This window comes from Candidatus Pelagibacter sp. PS_43, from assembly GCF_059417795.1.
Genome location: NZ_CM182066.1, coordinates 161,241 through 187,716 on the forward strand (window position 1 = coordinate 161,241; position 26,476 = coordinate 187,716).

General features: G+C 27.9%; 34 protein-coding genes, 1 tRNA gene and 1 rRNA gene. 25 read left to right on the plus strand and 11 right to left on the minus strand.

The genetic code is table 11. The annotated features are described in order from the left end of the window. The first annotated feature begins 86 nt into the window (after positions 1 to 86). The 14 genes from AC5SLL_RS00860 (at position 87) to AC5SLL_RS00925 (ending at position 10,910) form a co-directional block, all read left to right on the plus strand. Positions 87 to 1,787: a DUF8201 family protein gene (locus AC5SLL_RS00860; protein ID WP_494586719.1), complete on the plus strand. Its 1,701-nt coding sequence runs from the start codon at positions 87 to 89 to the stop codon at positions 1,785 to 1,787. After that, the gene (locus tag AC5SLL_RS00865) at positions 1,784 to 2,518 is read left to right on the plus strand and encodes an FkbM family methyltransferase (protein ID WP_494586720.1); all 735 of its coding nucleotides are present in this window, start codon (positions 1,784 to 1,786) and stop codon (positions 2,516 to 2,518) included. Before AC5SLL_RS00860 ends, AC5SLL_RS00865 begins: the two co-directional genes overlap by 4 nt. Beyond that, the gene (locus AC5SLL_RS00870; protein WP_494586721.1) at positions 2,515 to 3,297 is read left to right on the plus strand and encodes a glycosyltransferase family 2 protein; all 783 of its coding nucleotides are present in this window, start codon (positions 2,515 to 2,517) and stop codon (positions 3,295 to 3,297) included. The genes AC5SLL_RS00865 and AC5SLL_RS00870 overlap by 4 nt, the downstream gene beginning before the upstream one ends. Next, on the plus strand, positions 3,294 to 4,118 hold the full coding sequence (locus AC5SLL_RS00875; RefSeq protein ID WP_494586722.1) for a sugar nucleotide-binding protein: 825 nt from the start codon (positions 3,294 to 3,296) through the stop codon (positions 4,116 to 4,118). The genes AC5SLL_RS00870 and AC5SLL_RS00875 overlap by 4 nt, the downstream gene beginning before the upstream one ends. Then, positions 4,115 to 5,158 (plus strand): GDP-mannose 4,6-dehydratase, encoded by a 1,044-nt coding sequence (gene gmd, locus AC5SLL_RS00880; protein ID WP_494586723.1) that lies wholly within the window; start codon positions 4,115 to 4,117, stop codon positions 5,156 to 5,158. The genes AC5SLL_RS00875 and gmd overlap by 4 nt, the downstream gene beginning before the upstream one ends. Further along, positions 5,151 to 6,095 (plus strand): GDP-L-fucose synthase family protein, encoded by a 945-nt coding sequence (locus AC5SLL_RS00885; RefSeq protein ID WP_494586724.1) that lies wholly within the window; start codon positions 5,151 to 5,153, stop codon positions 6,093 to 6,095. The genes gmd and AC5SLL_RS00885 overlap by 8 nt, the downstream gene beginning before the upstream one ends. Positions 6,096 to 6,107: 12 nt before the next feature. Then, positions 6,108 to 6,989, plus strand: a complete 882-nt coding sequence (locus AC5SLL_RS00890) for an NAD-dependent epimerase/dehydratase family protein (protein ID WP_494587062.1) — start codon at positions 6,108 to 6,110, stop codon at positions 6,987 to 6,989. A gap of 41 nt (positions 6,990 to 7,030) precedes the next feature. Next, positions 7,031 to 7,145, plus strand: a 5S ribosomal RNA gene (gene rrf, locus AC5SLL_RS00895). Between the two features lie 11 nt (positions 7,146 to 7,156). Next, complete coding sequence (gene ykgO, locus AC5SLL_RS00900) at positions 7,157 to 7,282, plus strand: type B 50S ribosomal protein L36 (RefSeq protein ID WP_006997331.1); 126 nt, start codon at positions 7,157 to 7,159, stop codon at positions 7,280 to 7,282. Between the two features lie 5 nt (positions 7,283 to 7,287). Then, positions 7,288 to 7,398 carry an aa3-type cytochrome c oxidase subunit IV gene (locus AC5SLL_RS00905; RefSeq protein ID WP_018413861.1) on the plus strand — a complete coding sequence of 37 codons (111 nt, stop codon included), beginning with the start codon at positions 7,288 to 7,290 and terminating at the stop codon, positions 7,396 to 7,398. A gap of 9 nt (positions 7,399 to 7,407) precedes the next feature. Continuing rightward, positions 7,408 to 8,496, plus strand: a complete 1,089-nt coding sequence (locus tag AC5SLL_RS00910; RefSeq protein ID WP_494586725.1) for a Re/Si-specific NAD(P)(+) transhydrogenase subunit alpha — start codon at positions 7,408 to 7,410, stop codon at positions 8,494 to 8,496. Between the two features lie 4 nt (positions 8,497 to 8,500). After that, positions 8,501 to 8,809: a proton-translocating transhydrogenase family protein gene (locus AC5SLL_RS00915; RefSeq protein ID WP_494586726.1), complete on the plus strand. Its 309-nt coding sequence runs from the start codon at positions 8,501 to 8,503 to the stop codon at positions 8,807 to 8,809. Positions 8,810 to 8,811: 2 nt separating this feature from the next. Further along, positions 8,812 to 10,206 (plus strand): NAD(P)(+) transhydrogenase (Re/Si-specific) subunit beta, encoded by a 1,395-nt coding sequence (locus AC5SLL_RS00920; protein WP_494586727.1) that lies wholly within the window; start codon positions 8,812 to 8,814, stop codon positions 10,204 to 10,206. Between the two features lie 5 nt (positions 10,207 to 10,211). Next, positions 10,212 to 10,910: a transaldolase family protein gene (locus AC5SLL_RS00925; protein ID WP_494586728.1), complete on the plus strand. Its 699-nt coding sequence runs from the start codon at positions 10,212 to 10,214 to the stop codon at positions 10,908 to 10,910. A gap of 7 nt (positions 10,911 to 10,917) precedes the next feature. Here the strand turns inward: AC5SLL_RS00925 and AC5SLL_RS00930 are convergent. The 11 genes from AC5SLL_RS00930 to tkt all read right to left on the minus strand — a co-directional run bounded on the left by AC5SLL_RS00930 (position 10,918) and on the right by tkt (position 19,172). Then, positions 10,918 to 10,994 (minus strand) — tRNA-Met (locus AC5SLL_RS00930). Between the two features lie 6 nt (positions 10,995 to 11,000). Beyond that, positions 11,001 to 11,195 (minus strand): 30S ribosomal protein S21, encoded by a 195-nt coding sequence (rpsU, locus tag AC5SLL_RS00935; RefSeq protein ID WP_006997326.1) that lies wholly within the window; start codon positions 11,193 to 11,195, stop codon positions 11,001 to 11,003. A 51-nt stretch (positions 11,196 to 11,246) separates the two neighbouring features. Then, the gene (locus AC5SLL_RS00940) at positions 11,247 to 11,834 is read right to left on the minus strand and encodes a cell cycle transcriptional regulator TrcR (RefSeq protein WP_494586729.1); all 588 of its coding nucleotides are present in this window, start codon (positions 11,832 to 11,834) and stop codon (positions 11,247 to 11,249) included. After that, the gene (rpmE, locus tag AC5SLL_RS00945; RefSeq protein ID WP_271516353.1) at positions 11,835 to 12,065 is read right to left on the minus strand and encodes a 50S ribosomal protein L31; all 231 of its coding nucleotides are present in this window, start codon (positions 12,063 to 12,065) and stop codon (positions 11,835 to 11,837) included. It lies immediately after the preceding gene. Between the two features lie 35 nt (positions 12,066 to 12,100). Beyond that, complete coding sequence (locus AC5SLL_RS00950) at positions 12,101 to 12,841, minus strand: inositol monophosphatase family protein (RefSeq protein WP_494586730.1); 741 nt, start codon at positions 12,839 to 12,841, stop codon at positions 12,101 to 12,103. A 5-nt stretch (positions 12,842 to 12,846) separates the two neighbouring features. After that, entirely contained in the window at positions 12,847 to 13,407 is a 561-nt protein-coding gene (gene efp / locus AC5SLL_RS00955; protein WP_494586731.1) for an elongation factor P, read from the minus strand. Then, positions 13,404 to 14,027, minus strand: a complete 624-nt coding sequence (gene thiE / locus AC5SLL_RS00960) for a thiamine phosphate synthase (RefSeq protein WP_494586732.1) — start codon at positions 14,025 to 14,027, stop codon at positions 13,404 to 13,406. The genes efp and thiE overlap by 4 nt, the downstream gene beginning before the upstream one ends. Continuing rightward, positions 14,014 to 15,024: a class I fructose-bisphosphate aldolase gene (locus AC5SLL_RS00965; RefSeq protein WP_494586733.1), complete on the minus strand. Its 1,011-nt coding sequence runs from the start codon at positions 15,022 to 15,024 to the stop codon at positions 14,014 to 14,016. Before AC5SLL_RS00965 ends, thiE begins: the two co-directional genes overlap by 14 nt. A 1-nt stretch (position 15,025) precedes the next feature. Continuing rightward, on the minus strand, positions 15,026 to 16,204 hold the full coding sequence (locus AC5SLL_RS00970; protein ID WP_494586734.1) for a phosphoglycerate kinase: 1,179 nt from the start codon (positions 16,202 to 16,204) through the stop codon (positions 15,026 to 15,028). Next, a complete protein-coding gene (gap, locus tag AC5SLL_RS00975; RefSeq protein ID WP_494586735.1) occupies positions 16,204 to 17,211 on the minus strand; it encodes a type I glyceraldehyde-3-phosphate dehydrogenase in 1,008 nt (335 codons plus the stop codon). The genes AC5SLL_RS00970 and gap overlap by 1 nt, the downstream gene beginning before the upstream one ends. Then, a complete protein-coding gene (tkt, locus tag AC5SLL_RS00980; RefSeq protein WP_494586736.1) occupies positions 17,208 to 19,172 on the minus strand; it encodes a transketolase in 1,965 nt (654 codons plus the stop codon). Before tkt ends, gap begins: the two co-directional genes overlap by 4 nt. A 54-nt stretch (positions 19,173 to 19,226) precedes the next feature. Here tkt and AC5SLL_RS00985 point away from each other — a divergent pair, with 54 nt between their 5' ends. The 11 genes from AC5SLL_RS00985 to pal all read left to right on the plus strand — a co-directional run bounded on the left by AC5SLL_RS00985 (position 19,227) and on the right by pal (position 26,429). Further along, a complete protein-coding gene (locus tag AC5SLL_RS00985) occupies positions 19,227 to 19,550 on the plus strand; it encodes a 5-formyltetrahydrofolate cyclo-ligase (RefSeq protein WP_271516365.1) in 324 nt (107 codons plus the stop codon). Then, positions 19,538 to 19,984, plus strand: coding sequence for a cell division protein ZapA (locus AC5SLL_RS00990; RefSeq protein WP_271516367.1), 447 nt, complete (start codon positions 19,538 to 19,540; stop codon positions 19,982 to 19,984). The genes AC5SLL_RS00985 and AC5SLL_RS00990 overlap by 13 nt, the downstream gene beginning before the upstream one ends. A gap of 4 nt (positions 19,985 to 19,988) precedes the next feature. Then, positions 19,989 to 20,534 (plus strand): 5-formyltetrahydrofolate cyclo-ligase, encoded by a 546-nt coding sequence (locus AC5SLL_RS00995; RefSeq protein ID WP_271516368.1) that lies wholly within the window; start codon positions 19,989 to 19,991, stop codon positions 20,532 to 20,534. Further along, positions 20,531 to 21,337: a TIGR00282 family metallophosphoesterase gene (locus tag AC5SLL_RS01000; protein ID WP_494586737.1), complete on the plus strand. Its 807-nt coding sequence runs from the start codon at positions 20,531 to 20,533 to the stop codon at positions 21,335 to 21,337. Before AC5SLL_RS00995 ends, AC5SLL_RS01000 begins: the two co-directional genes overlap by 4 nt. A 5-nt stretch (positions 21,338 to 21,342) precedes the next feature. Beyond that, complete coding sequence (locus tag AC5SLL_RS01005; protein WP_494586738.1) at positions 21,343 to 22,068, plus strand: YebC/PmpR family DNA-binding transcriptional regulator; 726 nt, start codon at positions 21,343 to 21,345, stop codon at positions 22,066 to 22,068. Continuing rightward, positions 22,068 to 22,562 carry a RuvC family protein gene (locus AC5SLL_RS01010; protein ID WP_271516377.1) on the plus strand — a complete coding sequence of 165 codons (495 nt, stop codon included), beginning with the start codon at positions 22,068 to 22,070 and terminating at the stop codon, positions 22,560 to 22,562. Before AC5SLL_RS01005 ends, AC5SLL_RS01010 begins: the two co-directional genes overlap by 1 nt. 53 nt (positions 22,563 to 22,615) lie before the next feature. Beyond that, positions 22,616 to 23,290 (plus strand): protein TolQ, encoded by a 675-nt coding sequence (gene tolQ, locus AC5SLL_RS01015; RefSeq protein ID WP_494586739.1) that lies wholly within the window; start codon positions 22,616 to 22,618, stop codon positions 23,288 to 23,290. 1 nt (position 23,291) lies between these two features. Further along, on the plus strand, positions 23,292 to 23,708 hold the full coding sequence (gene tolR / locus AC5SLL_RS01020) for a protein TolR (protein ID WP_494573348.1): 417 nt from the start codon (positions 23,292 to 23,294) through the stop codon (positions 23,706 to 23,708). A 5-nt stretch (positions 23,709 to 23,713) separates the two neighbouring features. Further along, on the plus strand, positions 23,714 to 24,523 hold the full coding sequence (gene tolA, locus AC5SLL_RS01025; RefSeq protein ID WP_271516384.1) for a cell envelope integrity protein TolA: 810 nt from the start codon (positions 23,714 to 23,716) through the stop codon (positions 24,521 to 24,523). A gap of 1 nt (position 24,524) precedes the next feature. Beyond that, positions 24,525 to 25,865, plus strand: a complete 1,341-nt coding sequence (tolB, locus tag AC5SLL_RS01030) for a Tol-Pal system beta propeller repeat protein TolB (protein WP_494586740.1) — start codon at positions 24,525 to 24,527, stop codon at positions 25,863 to 25,865. An 87-nt stretch (positions 25,866 to 25,952) separates the two neighbouring features. Then, complete coding sequence (pal, locus tag AC5SLL_RS01035; RefSeq protein WP_271516389.1) at positions 25,953 to 26,429, plus strand: peptidoglycan-associated lipoprotein Pal; 477 nt, start codon at positions 25,953 to 25,955, stop codon at positions 26,427 to 26,429. Positions 26,430 to 26,476 lie beyond the last annotated feature (47 nt).

Here is a 26,476-nt window from a genome sequence, read left to right on the forward strand (position 1 = left end):
TTAATTATTTAGACAAATGTTAATTTAAATTTTATAAACAATTTCAACATATCAATAAAATATAAGTTAATAACAATACTAATATAATGTACAATTTTTTTGTATTTACCACATATTACTTTCTAATTCTTACATCAATAGTTGGCTATGGCCTATATTCTCTAAAATTACTAAAAATTAAATTTAATTTTGTTAACTTTGGATATTCAGGCTTATTTGGAATTTATATATTAATTGTATATTCGTATTTTAGTAATCTTTTTATTGCCCACACTGAAATTCATAATCTTATAATACTCTTTATTGGATTAATTTTATTTATTTATTTAGTAAAGCAAAAATATTCTTTATATAAAAGTGAAATTATTTTTTCTTTTATAGTTTTTATTTTATTATTTTGTGCTGTATTTCAATTTAAAAATCACGATGATTTTCCATATTATCATTTTCCTTATACATATTATCTAACACAACAAAGTTTACATATAGGAATTGGCCAATTTAATCATGGCTTTAGAACACCATCATCTATATTTTATATAAATTCTTTATTTTATTTGCCATATGCAAAATTTTATTTATTTAATTTTACTTCTTTATTTATCTTAGGATTTACAAATATTATTCTTCTAAAGAAAATCCATAATTATTTTAAATTTATATTTATTAAAGTTGAGCAATTAAATTTAATTCATTTTTTAAGCCTACTATCATTTGTTTTTATAAATATATTTTTTTATAGGATGTCTGAATATGGAACTGATCGTGCTGCAATGATATTAATATTTTTATTTATAATTGAATTGTTAAATTTTGTTAATTTAAAAACTATTAAAACCTTAAATTTATTTAATATATATTTGCTTGGTGCATTGATTGTTTCTTTTAAAACTTTTTATATTTTGTATATAATCTTTGTTATTCCATTATTTTTTTATATTTTAAAAAAAAATAAAAATTATATTCAAACCTCATATTTTTTATTTTTTAATAAATATTTTGTGTTATTTTTAGTTTTATTTTTATTTATTTTACTTACATATTTTATTAACACAGGCTGTTTAGTTTATCCATTAAGTTTAACATGTTTTAATGGGATCGAATGGGGCATACCATTGGCACAAGTTCAACAAATGAACGACTGGTATGAATTGTGGTCGAAGGGAGGTGCAGCTCCAAATTTTAGGATAGACAATCCTGAAGAATATATAAAAAATTTTAATTGGGTAAGTAATTGGATTAATATTTATTTTTTTAATAAAGTAAGTGATTTTATATTAGGTATAATATTGCTAATTAGCATATTCCTATTTTTTTTTAGAAAAAGTTTTTTTAAAAAAGTAATAATCAAAATAGATCATCATGTGTATTTAGTTTATTTGTTAATTTTGATCTTAGGTATTGAATGGTTTTATAATCACCCAGCATTAAGATATGGTGGTTACCATATAATAGCTTTATTGCTATTTATTCCAATATCAATAAAACTTGGATTATCTCAAATTGACCTAAAAAAATATTCAAAAATTTCTATTGTGCTAATTTCTTTAACAATAATTATTTTTTTATCGAGGAATATAAGTAGAATAGTTAATGAAGTAGAGCAGTATAGCTATAAACCAATCAGGCAAACTTACTATTTTCTTGATGATAATCATTTTAGAATACAAAAAAAAATGGATCAATTAATTGAACAATATAACAACTGTAAAAATAAAAATTTTAAGTGCAATAAAGATGTTAAAATAAAAAAAGTAATGGGTAAGATTATATTTATAAATCAATGATTCAAAAAATAATACTATGGGGACTCAGTTTATTTGATTATTCTTATCAAAAAAAGTGGATTAAATTTTTAAAAAAAAATAAGTATAATAATTTTAAACTCCTTATAGATATTGGTGCACATAAGGGAGAGTCAATTGAATTATTCTCAAAAAACTTTATTATAAAAAAGATTATTTCTTTTGAAGCAAGTCCAATTAATTTTGAATATTTAAAAAAAAAAATAGAAAAAAATAAACAAAGATATCATAATACAGAGATAGTTTTAGAAAATAAAGCTCTTGGTGCAGAAGATAAGATTATTGAATTTAACCAGTTTAATGAAAGTTCATCATCTACAATTAAAGAAATAGATAAAGAGTCCAAATACTATAAAAGAAAATTTAGATTAATTAATTTTTTAAATAATAAAGAAACCTACCAAAAAATAAAAATAAAAATATCCAAATTAAAAGATTACATTGAAAAAAATAATATAAAAAAAATAGATTTTATGAAAATAGATACGGAAGGATATGAATTTGAAGTATTATTAGGTTTAAAAAATAAGATTAATTTAGTTGATATCATTATGTTTGAACATCATTATGATAACATGATTAAAAAAGGGTATACATTCAGAGACATTAATAAGTTACTAATTAAAAACAATTTTAATAAAATGTATAAATCTAGAATGCCTTTTAGAAAAACATTTGAGTATATTTATAAAAGAAAAGAGATCATTAATTGAAAGATATTAAAGTATCAGTACTAATTGCTAACTATAATAATGAAAAGTATTTAAATGAATGTATCGATTCAATAAAAAAACAAACTTATCAAAATGTTGAAATAATAATTCACGACGACTCATCATCAGATAATTCCATTAAAAGAATCAACAAATATAAAAATATTATTATTATAAGGAATAGAAAAAGAGGCAAATATGGCTCTTATAACCAAATGAACGGGTATTATAGGGCTTTTAAAAAAAGCAAAGGAAAAATTATTTTTTTATTAGATAGTGACGACCTATTTAAAAAAAATAAGATAAAAACTGTAGTTAATAAATTTTCAAAAAATAAAAAAATATCCTCACTATTTGATCTACCCATTTATAAATATAGTAATAAATTAAAATTTATCAAAAACAAAAAAAAAATTATTTCTAACTTTTGGCCATTTATTCCACCTCAAAGCTGTATTGTTATGAAAAGAGAAAAGTTTAAAGAAATAATTAAGAAGATAAATTTTAATTTGTTTCCAGATATATGGATGGACTTCAGGATTGGAATGTATTTAAAGTATATTAAAAAAGATTTTTATATTTTAGATCAAAACCTTACTTATTATAGACAATCTCAAGAAATGATTTCAGCAAACTTTAAATTTTTATCATTTGCTTGGTGGAAAAGACGTAAGCAAGCTCACCATTATGTAAAATATTTTTTTTTTAAAAATAATATACGATATAAAAAAAATTTAGATTATTTGATAACAAATTTTGTTAATTATTTTATAAGATGAATAAAAAGATACTTATTATTGGTCTAAAAGGACTTATAGGTAGCAACTTATTTAATTATTTTAAGATTAAAAAATTAAATGTTTATCAACTTAGTTTTGAAAACTTTATAAAAAATAAAAATATACATGTTGATAAGTTTGACGTAATCATTAATTGTACATCCAATCAAAAATTTATTAAAAATCAATATCAAGATAAAAATGATAATGATCTAAGAATTGCAAAAAAAATTCTACATTCTAAAACAAAATTAGTTATGCTAAGCACTAGAAAAGTTTATAAAGCCAAATTTAATATTGATGAATTAGATAAGGAAAAACCGAATTGTAATTATTCAAAAAATAAAATTAAATCTGAAATTAATATAAAAAAAATCCTTACTAATAGAGTTTTAATTTTAAGAATTTCAAACATTATATGTTATCCAAATAGTAATAAAAGAAAGTTGCACAAAACTTTTTCTGATATTTTTTTTGAAATGGCAAAAAAAGGCTTTATTTATAAAAACAATAAAACATACAAAGACTTCATTTCTATTAAAAAATTTAATCAAATAGTTCTTGAATTAATAAAGAAAAATTCTTTTGGATTATATAATGTATCTTTAGGTAAGAAAATTTACCTAAATCAACTTATTACTTGGTTAAATTTTTATAATTCAGCACAAATAAAGATTATTAAACTAAAAAATAGTTTCAATAATGATAGTTTTACTTTAAATAACAAGAAACTTATGCAAGAGATTAAAATTAAGAATAATACTTTGGAACTTAAAAATGAATGCTTAAGAATAAGTAAGAATTTTTTTACTAAAAAATGAAAAAAAAAATTGCTTTAATTTTTGGTATTACTGGACAAGATGGTTCTTACCTTGCTAAATTATTAATTGATAAAGGTTATATTGTTCATGGTGTAAAAAGAAGGTCATCATCATTTAACACAGGAAGAATAGATCATTTATATCAAGAGCCTCAAGTAAAAAGTAGAAATTTTATTTTGCATTATGGGGATATCACAGATTCTCTGTCTGTTTCAACAATGATTAAAAATATTAAACCAAATGAAATTTATAATCTAGCTGCACAATCACACGTAGCAGTCTCATTTGAAGTTCCAGAATACACAGCAAATGCAGATGCTGTTGGTGCATTAAGAATATTAGAGGCTATTAAGTTTCATGGGTTTCAAAAAAAAACAAAATTTTATCAAGCAGGAACTTCAGAGATGTTTGGTAAAGTTCAGCAGACTCCACAATCTGAAAAGACACCTTTTTACCCAAGAAGCCCGTATGGTGTTGCTAAAGTGTATGCACACTGGATAACAGTAAACTACAGAGAAGCTTACAATATATTTGCATGTAATGGAATTTTATTTAATCACGAAAGTCCTGTAAGAGGCGAAACTTTTGTTACAAGAAAAATTGTTGTGGCGTTATGTAAAATAAAATTAGGATTGCAAAATAAATTATATCTTGGAAATTTAGATGCGAAACGTGATTGGGGACATGCTAGAGACTATGTGGAGGCTATGTGGAAAATGATGCAAAAAAAAAATCCATCTGATTATGTAATTGCGACTGGAAATCAATATACAGTGAAACAATTTGTAGACCTTACCTTAAATCAGTTGGGTATAAAGTATTATTGGAAAGGATCTGGAATTAAAAAGAAATGCTTTGATATAAAAGGAAAATGTATAGTTGAATGTGATAAAGAATATTTTAGACCTTTAGAAGTTGATACACTACTAGGAGACTCATCTAAAGCAAAAAAAGAACTTAATTGGAGGCCAAAGATTAAAATAAAAATGCTTGTAAAAGAAATGGTTGAAGCCGAGTTGTCAAAGCTAGGGAATGATTAGTTTTAAATCAAAAATATATGTTGCTGGTCATAAAGGTTTAGTTGGGAGTGCAATTGTAAGAAAACTTAGACAAAAAGGGTATAAAAATATTATTTTTAGATCTAGAAAACAATTAGATCTAAAAAATCAAAAAAAAGTTTATAGTTTTTTAAAGAAAAATAAACCTGATTTTATTTTTATTGCTGCAGCAAAAGTAGGTGGAATTTATTCAAATGACAAATATAGAGCAGAATTTATTTTTGATAACTTGTCTATCCAAGTTAATTTAATTCATTCAGCATACTTGTGTGGAATAAAAAAATTGATTTTTCTTGGCTCTAGTTGTGTTTATCCTAGAACCTGTAAGCAACCGATTAAAGAAAGCTATTTATTAACTGGAGAATTAGAAAAAACCAATGATGCATACGCAATTGCTAAAATTGCAGGAATTAAAATGTGTGAGAATTATAATGTTCAGTATAAAACAAACTACAAGTGTTTAATGCCAACAAATACATTTGGACCAAATGACAATTATGATGCTTTAAATTCACATTTTTTACCCGCACTCATTAAGAAAGTGCATAACCTAAGATTAAACAATAAAAAAGAACTAATACTATGGGGAAATGGCTTAGCAAAAAGAGAGGTTGTTTATGTTGATGATTTGGCAGATGCCTGTATTTTTTTTATGAAAAAAAATTTTTTTGGAACAACTATTAACATTGGTTCGGGAAAAGACTTTTCAATCAAAGAATATGCAAAAAAAATACTTAATATAATTATACCCAAAAAAAAAATTAAAATTAAATATGACCTATCAAAACCAAATGGTACACCAAGAAAAGTTTTGGACATTAAATTGGCAAATAAATATGGTTGGAGACCTAAGACTAAATTAGATGTAGCAATAAAAAAAACTTATAAAAATTTTTTAGAAAATAATAAAATTGTATAAAAAAAAAAATTAATAGTAATTACTGGTGGAGCTGGTTTTGTTGGTTCTAATTTGATTAAATATTTATTAAAAAAAACAAACTTTGATATAATAAGTTTAGATAATTATTCAACTGGAAAAAAAATAAATCATATCAAAAATAATAGAGTAAAATATATAAATTCACATACAAAAAATATTTCAAAAAGTTTAGAACAATTTAAAAAAAATATTCATTCACTATTTCATTTTGGTGAGTTTTCTCGAATATATCAAAGTTTTTTAAAAATGACTGATTGTATTGACTCAAATACAATTGGTTCAAATGAAGTATTTAATTTTTGTCTTACTAATAAAATAAAACTTATATATTCTGCAACATCAGCAAGTATTGGCAATAAAGGAAATGATAAAAATTTATCTCCATATGCATTTACTAAAGCTAAAAATTTGGAATTATTGGAGAACTTAAAAAAATGGTTTAATTTTAAATTTGAAATATTGTATTTTTATAATGTTTATGGACCAGGTCAATTAGAAACAGGACCAATGTCTACAGTAATAGGAATATTTGAAAATCAGTTTAAAAGAAAATTACCATTAACAGTTGTTAGGCCAGGATCACAATCTCGAAGATTTACACATATTAACGATACTGTTCAAGCCTGTTATTATGTATGGAAAAAAAACCAGTGTAATCACTACAGCATATCTAATAGAAAAAGTTATACAATTATGGAAGTTGCAAAATTATTTAATGTTAAAATTAAATTACTACCATCCAGAAAAGGTGAAAGATACGCCTCAGCTTTAACAAGCATGAATTTATCAAATAAAGTTCATAAATTGTTTGGAAAAATTAACCTTGAGGATTATTTGAAGAATATTGTTAAAAATGACAAAAAAAAATTATAATTCCTTGTTTACAATATATTTATTTTAGATATAACTCTTTCGCCGGTGATTATTGCGAAGGGGTAATACCCGATCCCATTCCGAACTCGGAAGTCAAGCCCTTCAGCGCCAATGGTACTTTGTCTTAAGACACGGAAGAGTAGGACATTGCCGGCTAAAAAAAAATTATGAAAATTAAAAGCTCGTTAAAATCACTAAAAAAAAGAGACCTTAATTCTAAATTAGTTAGAAGAAGAGGCAGAGTTTATATAATTAATAAAACAAACCCAAAATTTAAAGCAAGACAGAAGTAGTTTTTATGGATAACCAAGACCATAAAAATACCTGGAATAACTTCACAAAGTTTGTGTTGTGGGGAACTGTCGCTGTTATAGGTGTTTTAGTTTTAATGGCAATATTCTTGCTATAAAGTTCTCTTATGAGAATCGCTTCAGTTTTAGAAAACCAAAATATTGAGAAAAGAATTGCAATTACTCCCGAGATTGCAAAAAAATATATAGCTCTTGGTTTTGAAATTACTTTATTTGAAAAATATGGTGAACATTTAGGCTTTAAGGATAGTGACTACAAAGAGTTAGGTGTTGAAATCTCTTCTAATGAAACAGAAATATTAAGTAAAGCAAATATTATTATTCAGTTAGGCTTATTATCTGACGAAAATCTTTCAAATTTAAAAGAAAACCAAACGCTTATTGGAGTATTCAATCCATATGCTAATAAAGAAATAATAGAAAATTTATCTAAAAAAAATATTAATATTTTTTCTTTAGAAATGCTGCCTCGAATAACTAGAGCCCAATCAATGGATATACTTTCTTCTCAAGCTAACCTTGCTGGTTATAAAGCCGTAATAGAGTCGTTTGCAAAGTTTGAAAAAGCAATACCCATGATGATGACAGCAGCTGGTACTATTCCAGCAGCAAAAGTATTAGTGGTTGGTGCAGGTGTTGCGGGTCTTCAAGCAATTGCAACTGCGAAAAGAATGGGTGCTATCGTATTTGCAACAGATGTTAGAATGGCATCAAAAGAGCAAGTTGAAAGTTTAGGTGGAAAATTCTTAACTGTTGAAGGGTCTGAAAACCTTGAGACAGAAGAAGGCTATGCAAAAGAAGCATCTGAAGAATTTAAAAAAAAACAAGAAGGTCTTTTAGCTGAAACTTTAAAGAAAATTGATATTGTAATATGTACTGCTTTAATTCCAGGAAAAAAAGCTCCATTAATCATTAAAGCTTCTATGATTGATAATATGCAATCAGGCTCTGTTATTTATGATTTAGCTGCGATTCAAGGTGGAAATTCAGAGTTTACTGAGGTTGATAAAATTGTAATTAAAAAAGGAGTAAAGATTATGGGTGAAACAAATATTTTAAACAAACTGCCTGTTTCAGCTTCAAACTTATATTCAAAAAACGTATTTAACTTTGTCTCAAATTTATATGACAAAGAAAATAAAAAGATTAATATTAATTTAGAAGATGAAATAATTGAAAAAACTTTAATAAAATAGAATTATGGAAATAGACCCTTTTATATTTAGATTAAGTATATTCATTTTATCAATTTTCATTGGCTATTATGTTGTATGGAGTGTAACTCCATCTTTACACACACCATTAATGTCTGTTACTAATGCTATATCATCAGTAATTATTGTTGGTGCTATAATTGCAGGTTTAGCAGGAAGTATAGACAGTACTTTTACAATCTCAAATATACTTGGATTTTTGGCAATATCTCTTGCTGCTATTAATATATTTGGAGGATTTTTGGTCACTCAAAGAATGCTTCAAATGTATAAAAAAAAGAAGAAAGATAAATAATTATGTCAGCAAATTTATCAGCAATATTTTATTTAGTTTCAGGAGTTTTGTTTATCTTAGCATTAAGAGGTCTTTCATCACCAGAAACATCAAGACAAGGTAATTTTTTTGGAATCTTGGGAATGGTGATAGCTATCGCTGTTACTTTTTTATCTGTTGGAAATTTCTCTAGTGGAATAATTTACGTATTAATTTTTTTACTGGTTGGAGGACTTATAGGGGCATTCATAGCCTACAAGATACCAATGACTGCTATGCCAGAATTAGTTGCAGGATTTCATAGCTTAGTTGGACTATCAGCAGTTTTTGTTGCAATTTCAGCTTTCTTAAATCCGGAGGCATTTAATCTAGGATCAGTAGGTGCCATTAAACTTGCAAGCTTAATTGAAATGTCAATTGGAGCCGCAGTTGGTGCCATAACATTTTCAGGTTCAATAATTGCTTTTTTAAAACTTCAAGGAATAATGTCAGGTTCACCAATTACTTTTAAAGGGCAGCATTTTGTTAATGCCTTATTGTTAATCTCAATAATAATTTTAACTTACTTGTTATGCTCAACTCAGTCCTCTAATTTCTTTTGGATATTAATAGCTGTTTCATTTTTAATAGGATTTTTATTAATTATCCCTATTGGTGGGGCAGACATGCCAGTAGTAATATCTATGTTAAATTCATACTCTGGTTGGGCTGCTGCAGGAATTGGTTTTACTTTAGAAAATACTGCATTGATTATAACAGGAGCTCTTGTTGGATCTTCAGGTGCAATTTTATCTTACATAATGTGCAAAGGTATGAACCGTTCTTTCTTTAATGTAATCTTAGGAGGATTTGGTGCAACAGAACAATCTGCATCATCTGGAAATAAAGAACAAAAACCTGTTAAGAGCGGTAATGCTGAAGATGCAGCTTTCTTAATGAAAAATGCATCATCTGTTATAATTGTTCCAGGTTATGGAATGGCTGTAGCTCAAGCACAACACGCACTAAGAGAGATGGTAGATACCTTAAAGAAAAATGATATTAAAGTGACTTATGCAATTCATCCTGTAGCAGGAAGAATGCCGGGACATATGAATGTATTGTTAGCTGAGGCAAACGTTCCTTACGATGAGGTTTTTGAACTTGAAGAAATTAATAATGATTTTGCTAATGCAGATGTTGCATTTGTAATTGGGGCAAATGATGTAACAAATCCAGTTGCAAAAACTGACCCTCAAAGCCCAATTTATGGAATGCCTGTATTAGATGTTGAAAAATGTAAGTCTGTATTATTTGTAAAAAGAAGTTTATCTCCTGGATATGCTGGAATTGATAATGACCTATTTTATAAAGAAAATACTTTAATGCTATTTGCTGATGCAAAAAAGATGACTGAAGATATAACTAAAAATCTTTAAGACTAATGACAATAAAAATATTTTGTGACATTGCAGAATTAAATCAGATAAAAAAATTTAATAAAAAAAAAATAGTTAAGGGATTTACAACTAATCCAAGTTTAATGAGAAAGGCAGGAGCAAAAGATTATAAATCTTATTCGAAGAAAATACTAAAAATTTGTAATAACAAACCTGTTTCTTTAGAAGTCTTTGCTGATGAATATAAACAAATGAAGCAACAAGCTCTTCAGATCAATACCTGGGGAAAGAATGTTTATGTAAAAGTGCCAGTGGCTAATTCTAGAGGTATTTTTATGGGTAAGATTATTAAAGAGCTTAATAGTTTAAATATTAAACTTAATATTACAGCAGTATATAGTGCTAAACAGACAGAAAAAATTCTGAAATTAATTAATAAGAAAACTAAAGTTATAATTTCGATATTTGCTGGTAGAGCAGGTGATACTGGTAAAGATCCAATCCCAGAATTTAAAAAAAGTATTTCTATAGCAAAAAAGTTTAAAAATGTTGAAATACTTTGGGCGAGTGTTAGAGAGCCTTATAATTATCTACAAGCAAAACAGTTAGGTTGTCATATTATCACTATTCCACCAGCAACTATTGAAAAAATAGAGAATTTTGGAAAAACATTCGATCAACTTACCAAAGAAACGGTTAAAGCTTTTTTGGTTGATAGCAAAAAATCTAAATTTAAAATTTAATTGATTTTGGTTGCGGGGGACGGATTTGAACCGCCGACCTTCAGGTTATGAGCCTGACGAGCTACCAGACTGCTCCACCCCGCGGTATATTTAAATTCTATTTTTAAGCTTATTAAGCTTTTTAACTCTCTTAATATTTTCTTGTAGAATTCTTTTTTTCTTTTCAGAGGGTTTTTCGTAAACACTCTTTAATTTTACTACTTTAAAAAAACCATCACGTTGTAATTTTCTTTTTAAAACTCTTAGAGCTTGTTCAATATTGTTATCTTTAACTTCAATTTTCATAAATTTTAAGTGTGTTTAACTAACATTATATAATTTTACTGTCTATTAAAATTATTCAATGTTTGAGACTTCCCTTGCTAATTTTGCCTTTTCTTTTTCTTTTTTTTCTCTTTTAATTCGTCTTTCTGCTTTTTCAATAGCCTCTACTAAATCTTTTTGAGAAAATAACCCTAAAGCGACAGGATCTTTTGGATTTAAGTTATTATAATTCCAATAACTTTTATTCTTTATCGCTGTAATAGAAGCTTTAGTTACTCCAACTAATTTTGCAATTTGAGAGTCTTTTAGCAATGAATGATGTTTAATTAACCACAAAGCTGAGTCTGGCTTGTCTTGTCTTTTTGATAACGGAATATACTTCTTAATTTTTTTATCCTCAGTTGAGATTTCAATATCAGTATTTTTAATTTGTAATTCTTTATTTTCATCTTTTGAAGCTAATTCAATTTCCTCCCTAGTAAGCTGACCAGATATAATTGGGTTATAAGCCATAATTCCTTTTGCAACTTCACCATCAGCAATACCTTGTACTTCAACTTCATGTAAATTACAAAATTTAGCAATTTGTTTGAATGTAAGTGTAGTATTTTCTACAAGCCAAACAGCTGTTGCCATTGGCATTAAAGGTACGTTTGACATTTAATCTTTTTTTTCTGATCTGAAGTTTTGGAATTTTTTATTAAACTTACTAACACGACCCTTATCCATTAATTTTTGTTTACCACCTGTCCAAGCAGCATGTGATTTTGGATCTATTTCTAGTCTTAAGACTTCTCCTTGTTTTCCCCAAGTTGATCTTGTTTCAAATTGAGTTCCATCAGTCATCTCTACTTTAATTGTATGGTAGTCCGGGTGTATGTCTTTTTTCATATCGAGACTTATAGCAAAAGAATTCTATAAAACAATTAAAAGTTCTTTAATTTTTCAAGCATTTTGTCGTTAATTGCCATACTCGAAGCTCTTATTTGTATATTTTTATTTTGTGAAAGGTCGATTTCATTAATCATTCCACCTGCTTCTTTCACCAATATTATACCTGCAGCTATATCCCATAAATTAAGGTCATTTTGAAAATAACCATCGTATCTTCCTGCAGCAACATAGGCAATATCTAGAGCAGCACTTCCAGACTTTCTTAAAGGTAAGTCGACTTCATTTTTAGCTACACCACCTGTTGCAAACAAACAGCTATTAAGCTCCTTTTTTTTGGATACTCTTATCCTTTGATTATTAAAGAAAGCACCACTGTCTTTTTCAGCATAAAACATTTCATCTTTAATTGGGTCATAAATTAAACCTGAAATAATTTCATTACCATATTTTAAGGCTATAGATATTGCAAAGTGAGGTACACCATGTAAAAAATTTGTAGTACCATCAATAGGATCTATGATCCAAGTATGCTCCTTATCTTTGTTGTTTTCAGAGCCATCTTCTTCACTGATAATAGAATAGTAAGGTCTTGCTTTTTTTAATTCTTCTATAATTATTTTTTCAGCTTTTAGATCAGCGTTTGATACAAAGTCAGTAGGGCCTTTAATTGAAACTTGTAATTTTTCTATTTCTCCAAAATCCCTGATTAATGCTCTAGATGCTTTTTCAGCAGCTTTAATCATAACGTTCAGATTAGCTGATATAGATTGCATAAAAATTATATCTTTTTTATGTATTCCATAGTTCGAGTATCAACTATAATTTTGTCACCACTTTCAATAAAAGGGGGAACTTGAATGTTTACTCCATTATCTAATACGGCAGGTTTATAAGAAGAGGAAACTGTTTGTCCTTTTAGAGCAACATCAGTTGTCTCGATAGTGCATGTCACTTGATTAGGCAATTCTACCGTTAAAGGTTTTTCATTATAGAAACTTATATTAACCTCCAAGTTTTCTGTTAGCATTTTACCCTTTTCACCTACTGTTTCTTTTTTAATATTAATTTGTTCATAAGATTTAGGATCCATAAAATAATAATCTGTTTCATCTTCATAAAGATAATTAAATTTTGTCTCATCTAATGAAGCCTTTTCAACAGATTCACTTGATCTAAATCTTTCATTTAATTTTGTATTTTTATTTACACTTTTCATTTCAACTTGTGCAAAAGCACCACCTTTACCAGGTTTTACATGCTGAGTTTTTAAAACTTGCCAAAGATCATCTTTATATTCTATTAGCATCCCAACTCTAATTTCACTTGCGTATATTTTCATTTTAATTTTTTAATAGCTTCTAAAGGTTTATATTTTTTATTGTGCCAAATGTAGCCTGAAATAGCTAAAAAGTTAGCTTTATTCAATAAGAGTTTTTTGTAATTATTCAACTTTATACCACCAATAGCAACAACCGGTAAGGTAGTTATCTTTTTTATAGATTTCAGTATTCTCAAATTTGCTCTATATTTAACTTTTTTAGTTTGAGTTGAGTAAAACGCACCAAACGCTAAATAATCAGCCCCATCCGAAATTCCTTTTTTTGCTAATTTTATTGAATTATGACAGGTAACACCAATAATCTTATTCTTTAATAGTTTTCTCACCTTAACAATACTCATATCGCTTTGGCCCAAATGACAACCATCTGCATTCAGTTTTTTTGCAATCATGGGATCATCATTCACTAAAAATTTTACTTTGTACTTCTTGCATATTGTTCGAATTTTTTTTCCAATAATAAGTTTATTTTTGATTGTTTCTTTTTTTAGTCTCAATTGAAAATAGCTAACTTTTCCTGATTTTAATACTAATGATAAATTAGTATAAAATTCATCGTCTTCTATTTTATTTGGTGAAATTAAATATATAAACTTTGTATTTTTTTTATTGAGACTCAAGTTCAGCTGACCATTTCCCTTGAGCTGCTAATGTACACATGTTTGCTCTATGATTAAATACGTTTTGTGTGCCTTCAATATTTTTAATATCTTTTGACCAGAATTTAAGAGCGCTTTGTTGTAAGGCTCTTCCATACGAATAGGTTATGATAAAATTTGTATTATTGTGCTTATTTATTAAATTTAAATTTTCTGTTGCCTCAACCTCTGTCTGACCCCCTGATAGGAATGCAATACCAGGTACTTCAGTTGGTACATTTTCTTTAAGACATTTTAGAGTAAGTTTAGCAGTTTCCTCATTAGATATCTTCTTATCAGAACTAGCTCCTGCTAAAATCATATTAGGTTTTAAAATTATTCCACTGAAGTCAATGTTATGGAGCATTAACTCCTCAAAACATTTTTTAAGAACTTTTGAAGTTTTGTTAAAACAGTCTTCAGCTGAATGATCACCGTCCATTAAAACTTCTGGTTCTACTATTGGCACCATTCCACATTCTTGAACCAAGGCTGAATACCTTGCAAGAGCATGTGCGTTTGAATGAATAGATAATTCACTTGGGTGCTTTTTTGTAATATTATAAACACCTCTCCATTTTGTAAATCTTGCCCCTAATTTATAATATTCTTTCAATCTTTCTCTTAAACCATCAAGACCTTCTGTAATTTTTTCTTCAGTAGAATTTGCCATAACTTTAGCTCCAGTATCAACTTTAATTCCAGGAACAGCACCTGTTGCAGAGATTAATTCTGGTATAGCTTTGTTAGAATTAGAAATTTGTTTAATTGTTTCATCATATAAAATAACCCCACCAATAAATTTTTTCATTGCTTCTGAGGTAAAAAGTGTCTCTCTAAATAATAATCTATTTTCTGGAGTTGAAGGAACTGCAACAGAATCTAATCTTTTTGTCATAGTGCCATTACTTTCGTCTGCAGCAAGGATGCCCTTGCCATTTGACAGTATTTTAAGTGCTATTTTGTTTAGTTCTGACATATTAGTTAAGAGCTTTTATACCAGGAAGTTCTTTTCCTTCAAGAAATTCTAAAAAAGCTCCACCTGCGGTTGAGACAAAATTAAAAGAATTAACTCCATCGATAGTATTTAATAGTGAAACAGTATCACCTCCACCTGCTACAGAATAAATTGTATTATTATTATTTTTTTCGACAATTTTTTTTGCAATCTGAATACTTCCTTTAGCAAAATTAGGGTTTTCAAAATAACCTGCAGGTCCATTCCAAAGGATAGTATTGCTTTTATCTATTAAGTTATTGATGGTTTTTATTGATTTAGGACCAATATCTAAAATTAAGTCATCTTTAGAAATATCTTTTAATTCTTTTACTGTTGGATCGTCATTTAAATTTTTTCCAACTACAACATCTTCTGGAAAAAGTATTTCACAATCTTCTTTTTTTGATAAAGAAAATATTCCTTCAATGATTTGATGACAATTATCCTCTTGAAGAGATTTTCCAATTTCATAACCTTGATATTTAAGTATATTATTGGCCATTCCTCCAACTATTATAATATTATTAAACTTTGAAATTAAATTTTTTATAATATTAATTTTAGAAGAAATTTTAGAGCCACCAATTATACAAGTAATAGGCTTCTTAATTTCAGAAGTAATCTTAGTTAATGCTTCAATTTCTAAGTCAAATTGAAGACCTGAATATGAGGTAATAAATTTTGTTATTTTAAAAATAGAGGCATGTGCTCTGTGAGAACATGAAAATGCATCATTAACATAAATATCAGCTAAACTTGCCAAATGTTTAGCAAAAGCATTGTCATTTTTTTCTTCTTCTTCATAAAACCTAAGATTTTCAAGTATCACAATTTTTTCATTTTGATTTTTAAAAAGATCAGTTGAATTTATTTCTCGAATATTTTTAGTGATAAGTTTAATATCAGTTTTTAATTTGATTTTTAGATCTTCACATATAGGTTCAAGGGATAGTTCTTTGACAACTTTACCTTTGGGTCTACCAACATGTGAAAGTATTATTATTTTTGCATTTTTTTCTAATAAATATTTAATGGTTGGTAATATTTTATCAATTCTGGTGGTATCAGTAATTGCTCCATTTTCTAATGGAACATTTAAATCCAACCTAAGTAATATATTTTTTTGATTAAGATCAGCCTGGTCCTTTATACTTTTCATTAAGAGTTTTTATGAAGATATTCTGCTATATCACACATTCTGTTTGAAAAGCCCCATTCATTATCATACCACGCAGAAATCTTACCCATATTTTTACCCACAACATTAGTCAAGGAAAGATCAACGATTGCAGAAGCTGAATTGTGATTAAAATCAATGGATACTAATTTTTCTGATGTTGCTTCTAAAACTTTTTTTTTTTGTTTCTTCACTGCATTTGTAAATGCCATATTTATGATTTCTTTACTTATTTCTTTTTTAGTACAAAAAACTAATTCTATTAAGGAAACATTTGGTGTAGGCACTCGCATAGCTACACCCTCAAGTTTTCCTTTTAAAGCAGGTATAATTTCACCAATTGCTTTTGAGGCACCTGTAGAAGTTGGAACTATTGATTGACTGGCAGATCTTGCTCTTCTTGGATCTTTATGAGAATTATCTAAAATTCTTTGATCACTAGTAAAAGCATGGATAGTAGTCATAAATCCTTTTTCAATTTCAAAATCATTATTTAAAACATTTGCAACAGGAGCCAGACAATTAGTAGTACACGAAGCGGCCGAAATAATTTGGTCATCATTTGTTAAAATATTTTCGTTAACACCAAATACAATTGTTTTATCTGCATCTTTACATGGGGCTGAAACTATAACTTTTTTAGCGCCATTTTTAAGGTGAGCTAATAATTTATCTTTTGAATTAAATTTTCCAGTACATTCAAAAACATAATCAACTCCATATGATTTCCAATTTATATCTTCAATATTTGAGTGTTGAGAAAAAGTAATCTTATTTTTATTAATAATTAAATGCTTTTCATCAAATTCTAACTCTGCGTTAAATTTTCCATGAACAGAGTCATATTTTATTAGTGTACAGCTTGTTTCAGCATTGGATCGGTTGTTTATATGTTTAATTTCTATATTTTTGTTTTGGCTTTCAATGATTGCTCTAATTACCATTCTACCAATTCTGCCCATTCCATTTATTCCAACTTTTAATGTCATTTCTTATTCTTTATAAGGTTTTTTGTCTTTTTTGAAATATTTTCAACTGTTAATCCAAAATATTTATAAATCTCTTTATAAGGTGCACTTTTTCCAAAAGTATCTATTCCAAATGTCAAACCATCAGTGCCAATATATTTCTTCCAACAATCTGTTGATGCAGCTTCAATAGATATTTTAAATTTTGTTTCACCAAGTATTTTCTGCTTATAAGAAGATGACTGTTTGTCAAAAATATCATGGCATGGAACAGATATTACTTTAGAGTATATTTTGTCTTTGGCTAATTTGTGGCTAGTTTTAATTGCAAGATTAACTTCGGATCCACTAGCAAGTATAGTGAGGTTGATCTTTTTATTTGTTCTAAAAACCTCGTATGCTCCTAATGAGCATTTATTTAAGTTTGAATATTTTTTTCTTATAGGATCAAGATTTTGTCTAGTCAATGATAAGATACTGGGTGTATTTGAATTTTTTAGAGAGAATTCCCAACATTCTATAGTTTCCATTCTATCTGCAGGTCTAAAAACATTTAGGTTTGGAATAGATCTTAAGCCGGACAACTGTTCTATTGGCTGATGGGTTGGACCATCCTCACCCAAACCAATAGAGTCGTGTGTCATTACATATATAACTCTTTGACCCATTAGCGCTGATAGACGTATCGATGGTTTACAATAATCTGAGAATATTAAAAATGTTCCTCCATAAGGGATGAGCTTACTATGAAGTGCAATACCATTCATTATTCCACACATTGCATGCTCTCTAACACCATAATGAATATATTCCCCATTAAAATTGTTAGAATTTATAATTTTTTGGTACTTAGTTTTAGTATTATTAGATCCAGCTAAATCAGCAGATCCTCCAATTAAAGTATTGCTCTCTTTAGTCAATGCATTCAAAACTAATTCAGAAGATTTTCTTGTAGCTAGGCTTTTATTTTCTTTTAATGAAATTTGTTTTTCGATTTTTAATGATTTAGAAAAATTATTATTTAATATTTTATCTATTATAAATTTTTTTCTTTTATAAAATTTATTCCAATTTTTTTCTAATTTAATTCCTTTATCACCAGTTTTTTTCCATTCGTTTAAAATATTTTTGGGTATTTCAAAGGGCGCATATTGCCAGTTTAATGTTTTTCTAACAAGTTTGATCTCATCTATCCCAATTGGACTACCATGTGAAGATGATTTACCAGATTTATTTGGTGACCCATAACCAATTTTTGTTTTACATGAAATGACAGTAGGTCTTTTTGCATTCTGAACTTTTTTTAATGCATTAAATATTTCTTTTTCATTGTGACCATTAATTAAGATATAATCCCAACCATAGCTTTCAAATCTTTTTTTATAATTATCAGATACAGCCAAGCTTGTTGGTCCATCAATTGAAATTGAATTATTATCAAAAAGCATAATAAGATTTTTTAATTTTAAGTGACCAGCCAAACTCATAGCTTCGTGACTTATGCCTTCCATTAAACAACCATCACCTGCTAAAACATAAGTTTTATGATTAATTATTTCTTTACCTAATTTTTTTTTAAGAATTTCTTCTGCTACAGCAAATCCAACAGAGTTAGCAATACCCTGCCCAAGTGGACCAGTGGTTGTTTCAATTCCTGTTCCAGGATGATATTCTGGGTGTCCTGCACAAATTGAATTTAATTGTCTAAAATTTTTAATATCCTTTATCGAAACGCTTTTGTATCCAGTTAGATAGAGTAAAGAATACAATAACATTGATCCATGACCCGCAGACAAAACAAATCTATCTCTATTTAGCCAGTTAGGATTATTGGGATTAAATCTTAAAAAACTTCTAAATAAAACTGTAGCAACATCGGCCATACCCATAGGCATTCCAGGGTGACCTGAGTTGGCTTTTTGTACCGCGTCTATAGACAAAAACCTTATTGCGTTTGATAAATCTTTATGTAGTTTGTTCAAAAATTATCCTATCTAGACTTCGTAGACTCAATTTAATATTATAAATATATATATATGAAAACAGAGACTGAAAAAGAAAAAAAATTGAGTTTTGCAATTAATAAACTTAAGAATTTGAAATTACAAAACCCTTCACTAAAAACTAATCTAGAAAATTTGAATGCTCAAAAAAATCAATTAGAAATTGAAAAAAAAGAAATTGAAGAAAAATATCAAAACCTAATGAGCGAACATAAAGCTCTTAATCAAAAATTAGAGGAGATTAAACAACAAAAATTGGATGAACAAAAAAAAGAAACTGAATTTTCAGAAAAAATTGATGAATTAAATCAAGAAACAGATACTTTATTGGAAGAAATAGATAAATGGCAAATGTAAATATCAAATTTAATGGTAAAGATTTTTTATTGTCTTGTGACGATGGACAAGAGGAGCATCTAGAAGAATTGCTTACTCATATTAATGAAAAGTTTAATAAACTTAAAAATGATTTAGGAAATATTGGTGAAAATAAACTTTTATTAATTACTTCTGTTCAAGTAATGGATGAATATTTTGAGACTAAGAAAAAAGTAGAATTAAAAAAAGAGCAGTTAAAAGATCTTTCTAATAAATTTAGAGAGTTAAAATCTTTAGTTTATGAATATAAAGATAAAAAAGAAGAAGAAATAGCTCAACTTACTCAAAATCATGAAGAATTTAAAAATGAAATTGAAAAAAATAAGCAAGACTATGAAAAGATAATAGAAGATGCTGCTGATGAAATTGAAAATTTTGTTGCAAAAGCTAATTTAGAAAATCCAGTCCAGTAAACTTGTGCTAAAAAAAAGATTAAGAAATAAAATTCTTAAAATTAGAGAAACATATAATAAAGATAATATTAAGTTAGATTACAAGAGAATTATTAATTTTTTTAAAAAAGAAAATATAATTGCTAAAAAAATTGGTGGATACTTTCCTATCAATTTTGAATTTGATGATTTAGATTTACTCAAAAAATTTGAAAAAGATAATTATCAAATATCATTACCAGTAATTAAAAAAAGTTTTCAAATGGACTTTTACAATTGGACTTTTATTGATCCATTAAAAATTAATAATCTTGGTATACCAGAGCCAGAAGCAAAAAAATTAGTTCACCCTGATATTTTATTTATTCCTATGGTCGCATTTGATAAAAATTTAAATAGATTGGGGTATGGTGGTGGATATTATGATCGTTTTATTGAAAAATTATCAAGAAAAAAAAATATTATCAAAATTGGCTTAGCTCTATCATGTCAAAAAATAAAAAAAATTCCTATTAACAAACATGATCAAAAACTTGATTTTATTATAACAAATGAGGATATTATAAAATGAGAATCCTTTTTTTAGGGGATGTAGTGGGTATCTCAGGCCGCTCAATGGTCTTAAACAATTTACTATCAAAAATAAAAGATCATAAAATTGATTTTGTTATAGTTAATGGTGAAAATGCTGCTGATGCAGGCGTTGGACTTACAGAGGAAATTTGTAAAGATTTTTTTAACTGTGGCGTGGATGTCATTACGACAGGCAATCATGTTTGGGACCAGAAAGAAACTATGTCTCATATTGAAAAAGAAAATAGATTGTTGAGGCCAAAAAATTTATTTGAACCTTCTCCAGGAAAGGGATTTGAAATATTTAATTCAAAAAATGGGATGAGGGTAGGAGTACTAAATTTAATGGGGAATGTATTTATGAAAAAATGTGATGATGTATTTCAAGTGGCAGAAAAATTTATTAAAAAATATAATTTGAAAGAAGATTATGATTTTCTTGTTGTTGATTTCCATGGTGAAATTACTAGTGAAAAAAATGCAATCGGTCATTTTTTTGATGGAAAGGCCACATTAGTTGTTGGTACTCATACCCATATACCAACAAATGACGCTAGAATTCTTAAAGGAGGAACCGCCTATCAAACAGATGCAGGAATGTGTGGAGATTATGACTCTGTAATTGGAATGAATAAAGAAAATTCAATTAACCGTTTTCTAAAAAAAAAATCTACTAAACACTTTCCATCAATTGGTGATGCTACTTTATGTGGTGTGATTGTTGATTGTGATATAGAAACAGGTTTAGCAAATAAAATTGAAAACTTTATATATGGAGGAGAATTAAAAAATTCTCATTAATTATTATGTCGGGTCACTCAAAATGGGCAAGTATCAAACATTCTAAAGGAAAAGCAGACAAACAAAGATCAAAAGTATTTTCAAAACTCTCAAAAGAAATAAGTGTTGCTGCAAAATTAGGCGACAAAGATCCAGCAATGAATCCGAGACTTAGATCTGCTATCCAGGCTGCAAGATCAGCGAATATGCCAAAAGATAATATCGAAAGAGCAATAGACAAATCCTCAGCTAGCAATGACAATAATTTTGAGAATTTAAGATATGAGGGTTTTGGACCAGATAAAATTGCAGTAATTATTGAAGCTCTAACAGATAATAAAAATAGAACAGCCTCCAATATCAGAACAATATTTCAAAAAAGTGGTGGTAATTTAGGAACACAGGGGTCTGCCTCTCATAATTTTAATCAACTTGGTATTATAAAAATAGATAAAAAAGAAATTTCAGACGAACAAATTTTTGAACTAGCAATTGAGTCGGGTGCAGATGAATGTATTTCCTATGAAAATTTTCATGAAATACAATGTCCCATGAATGAAATTTATAATGTAAAAAAAAATCTTGAAAAAACGATAGCAAATTTTATTTCTACAGAAATCGAATGGGTACCTTTAAAAAGTGTTGATGTTGAAAAAGATAAAATTGACTCTGCAATTGAATTTCTAGAAACTCTTGAAGATGATGATGACGTACAAAATGTTTACTCAAATATTAATTTAAAAAATAATTAATGCTTATAATTGGAATTGACCCAGGCATAACAGGTTCTATTTGTTTTTTTCAAGATGGAAAAATAATTGATGTTGTTGAGATGCCCAATATGCCCGAAGGGAAAAAAAATAAAAAACAAGTAAATGGAGCTCAAATTTATCATGAAATTTCTTTAAGAATAAAAGATTTAAAAAAAGAAGATATTAAAGTGGTGATTGAGCAGGTTTCGGCTATGCCCGGTCAAGGAGTTACAAGTATGTTTAATTTTGGTCAATCATTTGGAATTTTAAAAGGGATATGTTCTGCAATGCAATTACCAATGTATTTTGTTAGACCTGCTAAATGGAAAAAGTACTTTAATCTTATTAATTCAGAAAAAGATGCCAGCAGAACTAAGGCAATCGAAGTATTTCCTTATTATTCATCAGAATTATCTAAGAAAAAAGATTCTAACAAAGCGGATGCAATTTTAATAGCTAGTTTTTATTACGAAACTTATAAATTAGAGGGTTAATTTAACTTTAATAAAGTCAAATTCATGACACATTTTAGTGTGAAAGCTTAATAATGGAAGCTGATATTACATCACAAGCAGTAGGACTTGCATCAAATACTGATTTCTCGTTATGGAGTTTGTTTTTAAGAGCAGATTTTATTGTAAAATCAGTAATACTTACGCTTATTGCCTGCTCTATATATTCATGGGCTATTATTATCGAAAAATTTAAATTATTTAAAAAAATAAATATAGAGTCAGAGGAATTTGAAGAAAAATTTTGGAGATCAAAATCTGCAGAGACTTTTTATAATAGTTTACCAAGTAATTTAGAAAACCCTATGGCTTTATTATTTAAGGAAGCTATGCAAACTTTATTAAAAGCTAAAAATAAAGCTAATTTAAGTGACAGAATGAGTGGAATGCTGGAGGTGAGTATTGAAAAACAAATATCAAAAATTGATAAAGGTTTTACTTTTTTAGCAACAGTTGGTTCAACGGCACCGTTTATTGGTTTATTTGGAACTGTTTGGGGAATAATGAATTCATTTCAATCAATTGCCATTTCAAGAAATACTAGTTTAGCAATTGTAGCACCAGGAATAGCCGAAGCTTTATTTGCAACCGCATTAGGTTTGTTAGCAGCGATTCCAGCAGTTGTTGCTTACAATAAATTTAATTTAGACTCAAAAAAATATTCACAAAAATTAGAAAATTTTTCTAAAAGATTTTTATCAATAATTTAAAATGGCTTTTAAACTCAATCGTTCATCAAAAGAGCCTATGAGTGAAATAAATGTTACTCCTTTTGTGGATGTAATGTTAGTTTTGTTAATTATATTTATGGTTACAGCTCCATTGTTAACAGTCGGAGTACAGGTCGACTTACCTGAAAGTTCTGCAGACACATTACCAGAAGAGCTTGAACCATTAACACTATCTATTAATGCTAAAGGTGAGATATTTATTCAAGAATCAAAAGTTGATTATGATAAAATAACAGCGAAGATTTTAGCTGTATCGAAGAATAGAACAGATACAAGAATCTATGTCAGAGGAGATAAATCAATAAATTATGGTAGGGTTTTGGAGATAATGGGAATGTTGTCTGGGTCTGGTTTTACTAAAGTAGCATTGATTTCTGAACCATATAAAGAGAGGTAGTAAAAGTGAATAGAAATATATTTATTTCTTTTGGGTTTCATATACTTCTTGTATTAATTACTGCCATGAGTTTACCTTTCTTAGCTAAAAAACCAATTGATTTACCACCGATTGTTTCAGTTGAACTAATTCAGATTACAGATAAAACAAATATTCCATTTGCACCTAAAGCAAAAAAAATAATTGAAAAAGTAAAAGAAAAAGAAAAAAAACTTGTCTCTGAACAAGCCCCTCCAAAAGCAGTTAAAAAAGACAAACAAGATGCAATACCTTTACCTGATGAAAAATTAGAAAAGGTTAAAGAAATTAAAGAAGACAAACAAAACCCTGAAAAAGTTGAAACAGAAATTAAACAAGTTTCAGAATTTGAAAAAAAAGATTTATTTGATCCAAATAATATTGCAGCCTTAATTGATAAATCTAAAGTAGAAAGTGCTGAAACAAACAAAAAAAGCAATGAAATAAGCCAGGATCAAGATAAGAATATAGAATTTGGTGGTTTAACACTAAGTGAAGAAGATGCTCTAAAAGCACAAATATTTGGATGTTGGAGTATTCCTTTAGGATTACCTTACAACGAAAATTTACTAGTTAGAATTAAGTTACAATTAAAGCCAGATGGATCTATTGTAGATTCCGAAATTCTTGATCATGCTAGAATGAATAAACCAGGACAAGGATTTTATAAAGTTTTAGCAGAAAGTGCATTGAGAGCAGTAAAACTATGTCAGCCTCTTAGAGTACCTAGCACTGGATATGAGAGATGGAAAGAGTTACAATTAAATTTTGATGCAAGAGAAATGTTAGAAGGATAAAATGCTATATAGATATTTATTAATATTACTGATCATATTTCCAATTAAAGCAATGGCTTTGATAGAAGTTGATATTACGAGAGGAAACTTGAGCCCTCTTCCTGTTGCTGTTTCTCCACTTTCAATCGATGATAATTCTAAAGAAAATTTTAAAAAAATTTTAAAAAAAGAAAATTTAGGAGCTGAAATATCTTTAATAGTTGAAAATAATTTAAAACAGACAGGCCTTTTTAATCCTTTAGATAAAAATGCATTTCTTCAAAAACCTGATGTTGCAAATTTAAAACCTAGATTTGAAGATTGGAATTTAATTAAAGCACAAGCATTAATAACTGGCAAAGTAACTTTTGTAGAAGATAAATTAAGAGTTGAATTTAGACTGTGGGATATTTTAGCTGGAAAAGAAATGATGGCATTAGCATTTACTACCGTTCCAAGTAATTGGAGAAGAGTTGGTCATATAATTACAGATAAAGTTTATGAGCGTCTAACAGGTGAAAAAGGATATTTTGATACAAGAATAATTTATGTAGCGGAAGAGGGGTCAAAAACTAATAGAATAAAGAAATTAGCTATTATGGATCAAGATGGTTTTAATAATAAATTTTTAACTCTAGGGAATGAGTTAGTTTTAACACCAAGATTTAGCCCAACTAATCAAATGGTTACATATCTTTCATATTTTAGAAACTTACCAAGAGTTTATTTACTAGATATTGAAACGGGAATGCAAGAGGTAGTTGGAGATTTCCCAGGAATGACATTTGCACCAAGATTTTCTCCAGATGGAAAAAAAATTATAATGAGTTTTGCTCAAGATGGAAATTCAGATATTTATACAATGGATTTAGAGAATAGAATTGTTGAAAGAATTACAAATCATCCTTCAATTGATACCTCCCCTTCTTATTCTCCTGATGGAAAATACATTACTTTTAATTCTGATAGAAGCGGTTACCAACAAATTTATATAATGGAAAGCAATGGAAAAAATGTTAAAAGAATATCTTTTGGCAACGGTCTTTACGGTACGCCAGTATGGTCTCCAAGAGGGGATTTAATTGCATTTACAAAGCTGCATAAAGGAAAATTTTATATTGGAGTAATGAGAACAGATGGAAGTGGTGAAAGATTATTAACTGAAAATTTTTATCAAGAGGCACCATCATGGTCCCCAAATGGAAGAGTATTAATATTTTATAGAGAAACTAAAACAAACGCAAAAGGAGAGGGATTTTCTGCTAAATTGTGGTCTATAGATTTGACAGGTTATAACGAAAGATTGATTGAAACAGAAACAGATGCTTCAGACCCATCTTGGTCATCTTTATTAACGAATTAGCTGTAATTAAGCTTGATTTTTAACTTGAAAGGTCTAATTAAATATGAAAAAAATAACGAATTACAATAAATGGACTAAGGAGCAATAATGAACTTAAGCAAGATTTTAAAAAATACATTTTTGATTTTAATAGCAAGTTTAGTGCTATCAGCATGTGCAACTAAAAAAACAACAGGTCAACTTCAAGGTGATGTTTATACGGGAACAGATTCAGTAGAATATTTAGCCTCAGGTGTTCCTGACAGAGTTTTCTTTGCAACAAATGAAACAGTACTTACAACAGCTTCAAGAGATACTTTAAGAAAACAAGCTGCATGGTTAAGAAAAAACTCAGATATTAATGTTGTATTAGAAGGTCACGCAGATGAAAGAGGTACAAGAGAGTATAACTTAGCATTAGGCGAAAGAAGAGCTAATTCAGCAAAAGATTATTTAATGACTTATGGAATTTCTTCTGACAGAATTTCAGTATTAAGTTATGGTAAAGAAAGACCTGTAGACTCAGGATCTAATCCATTGGCTTGGTCAAAAAACAGAAGATCGGTTACTGTTAAAGCTAATTAAGTTAGTTAAATAAATTAATTTATAAAAGACCCTATCACTATTTAATT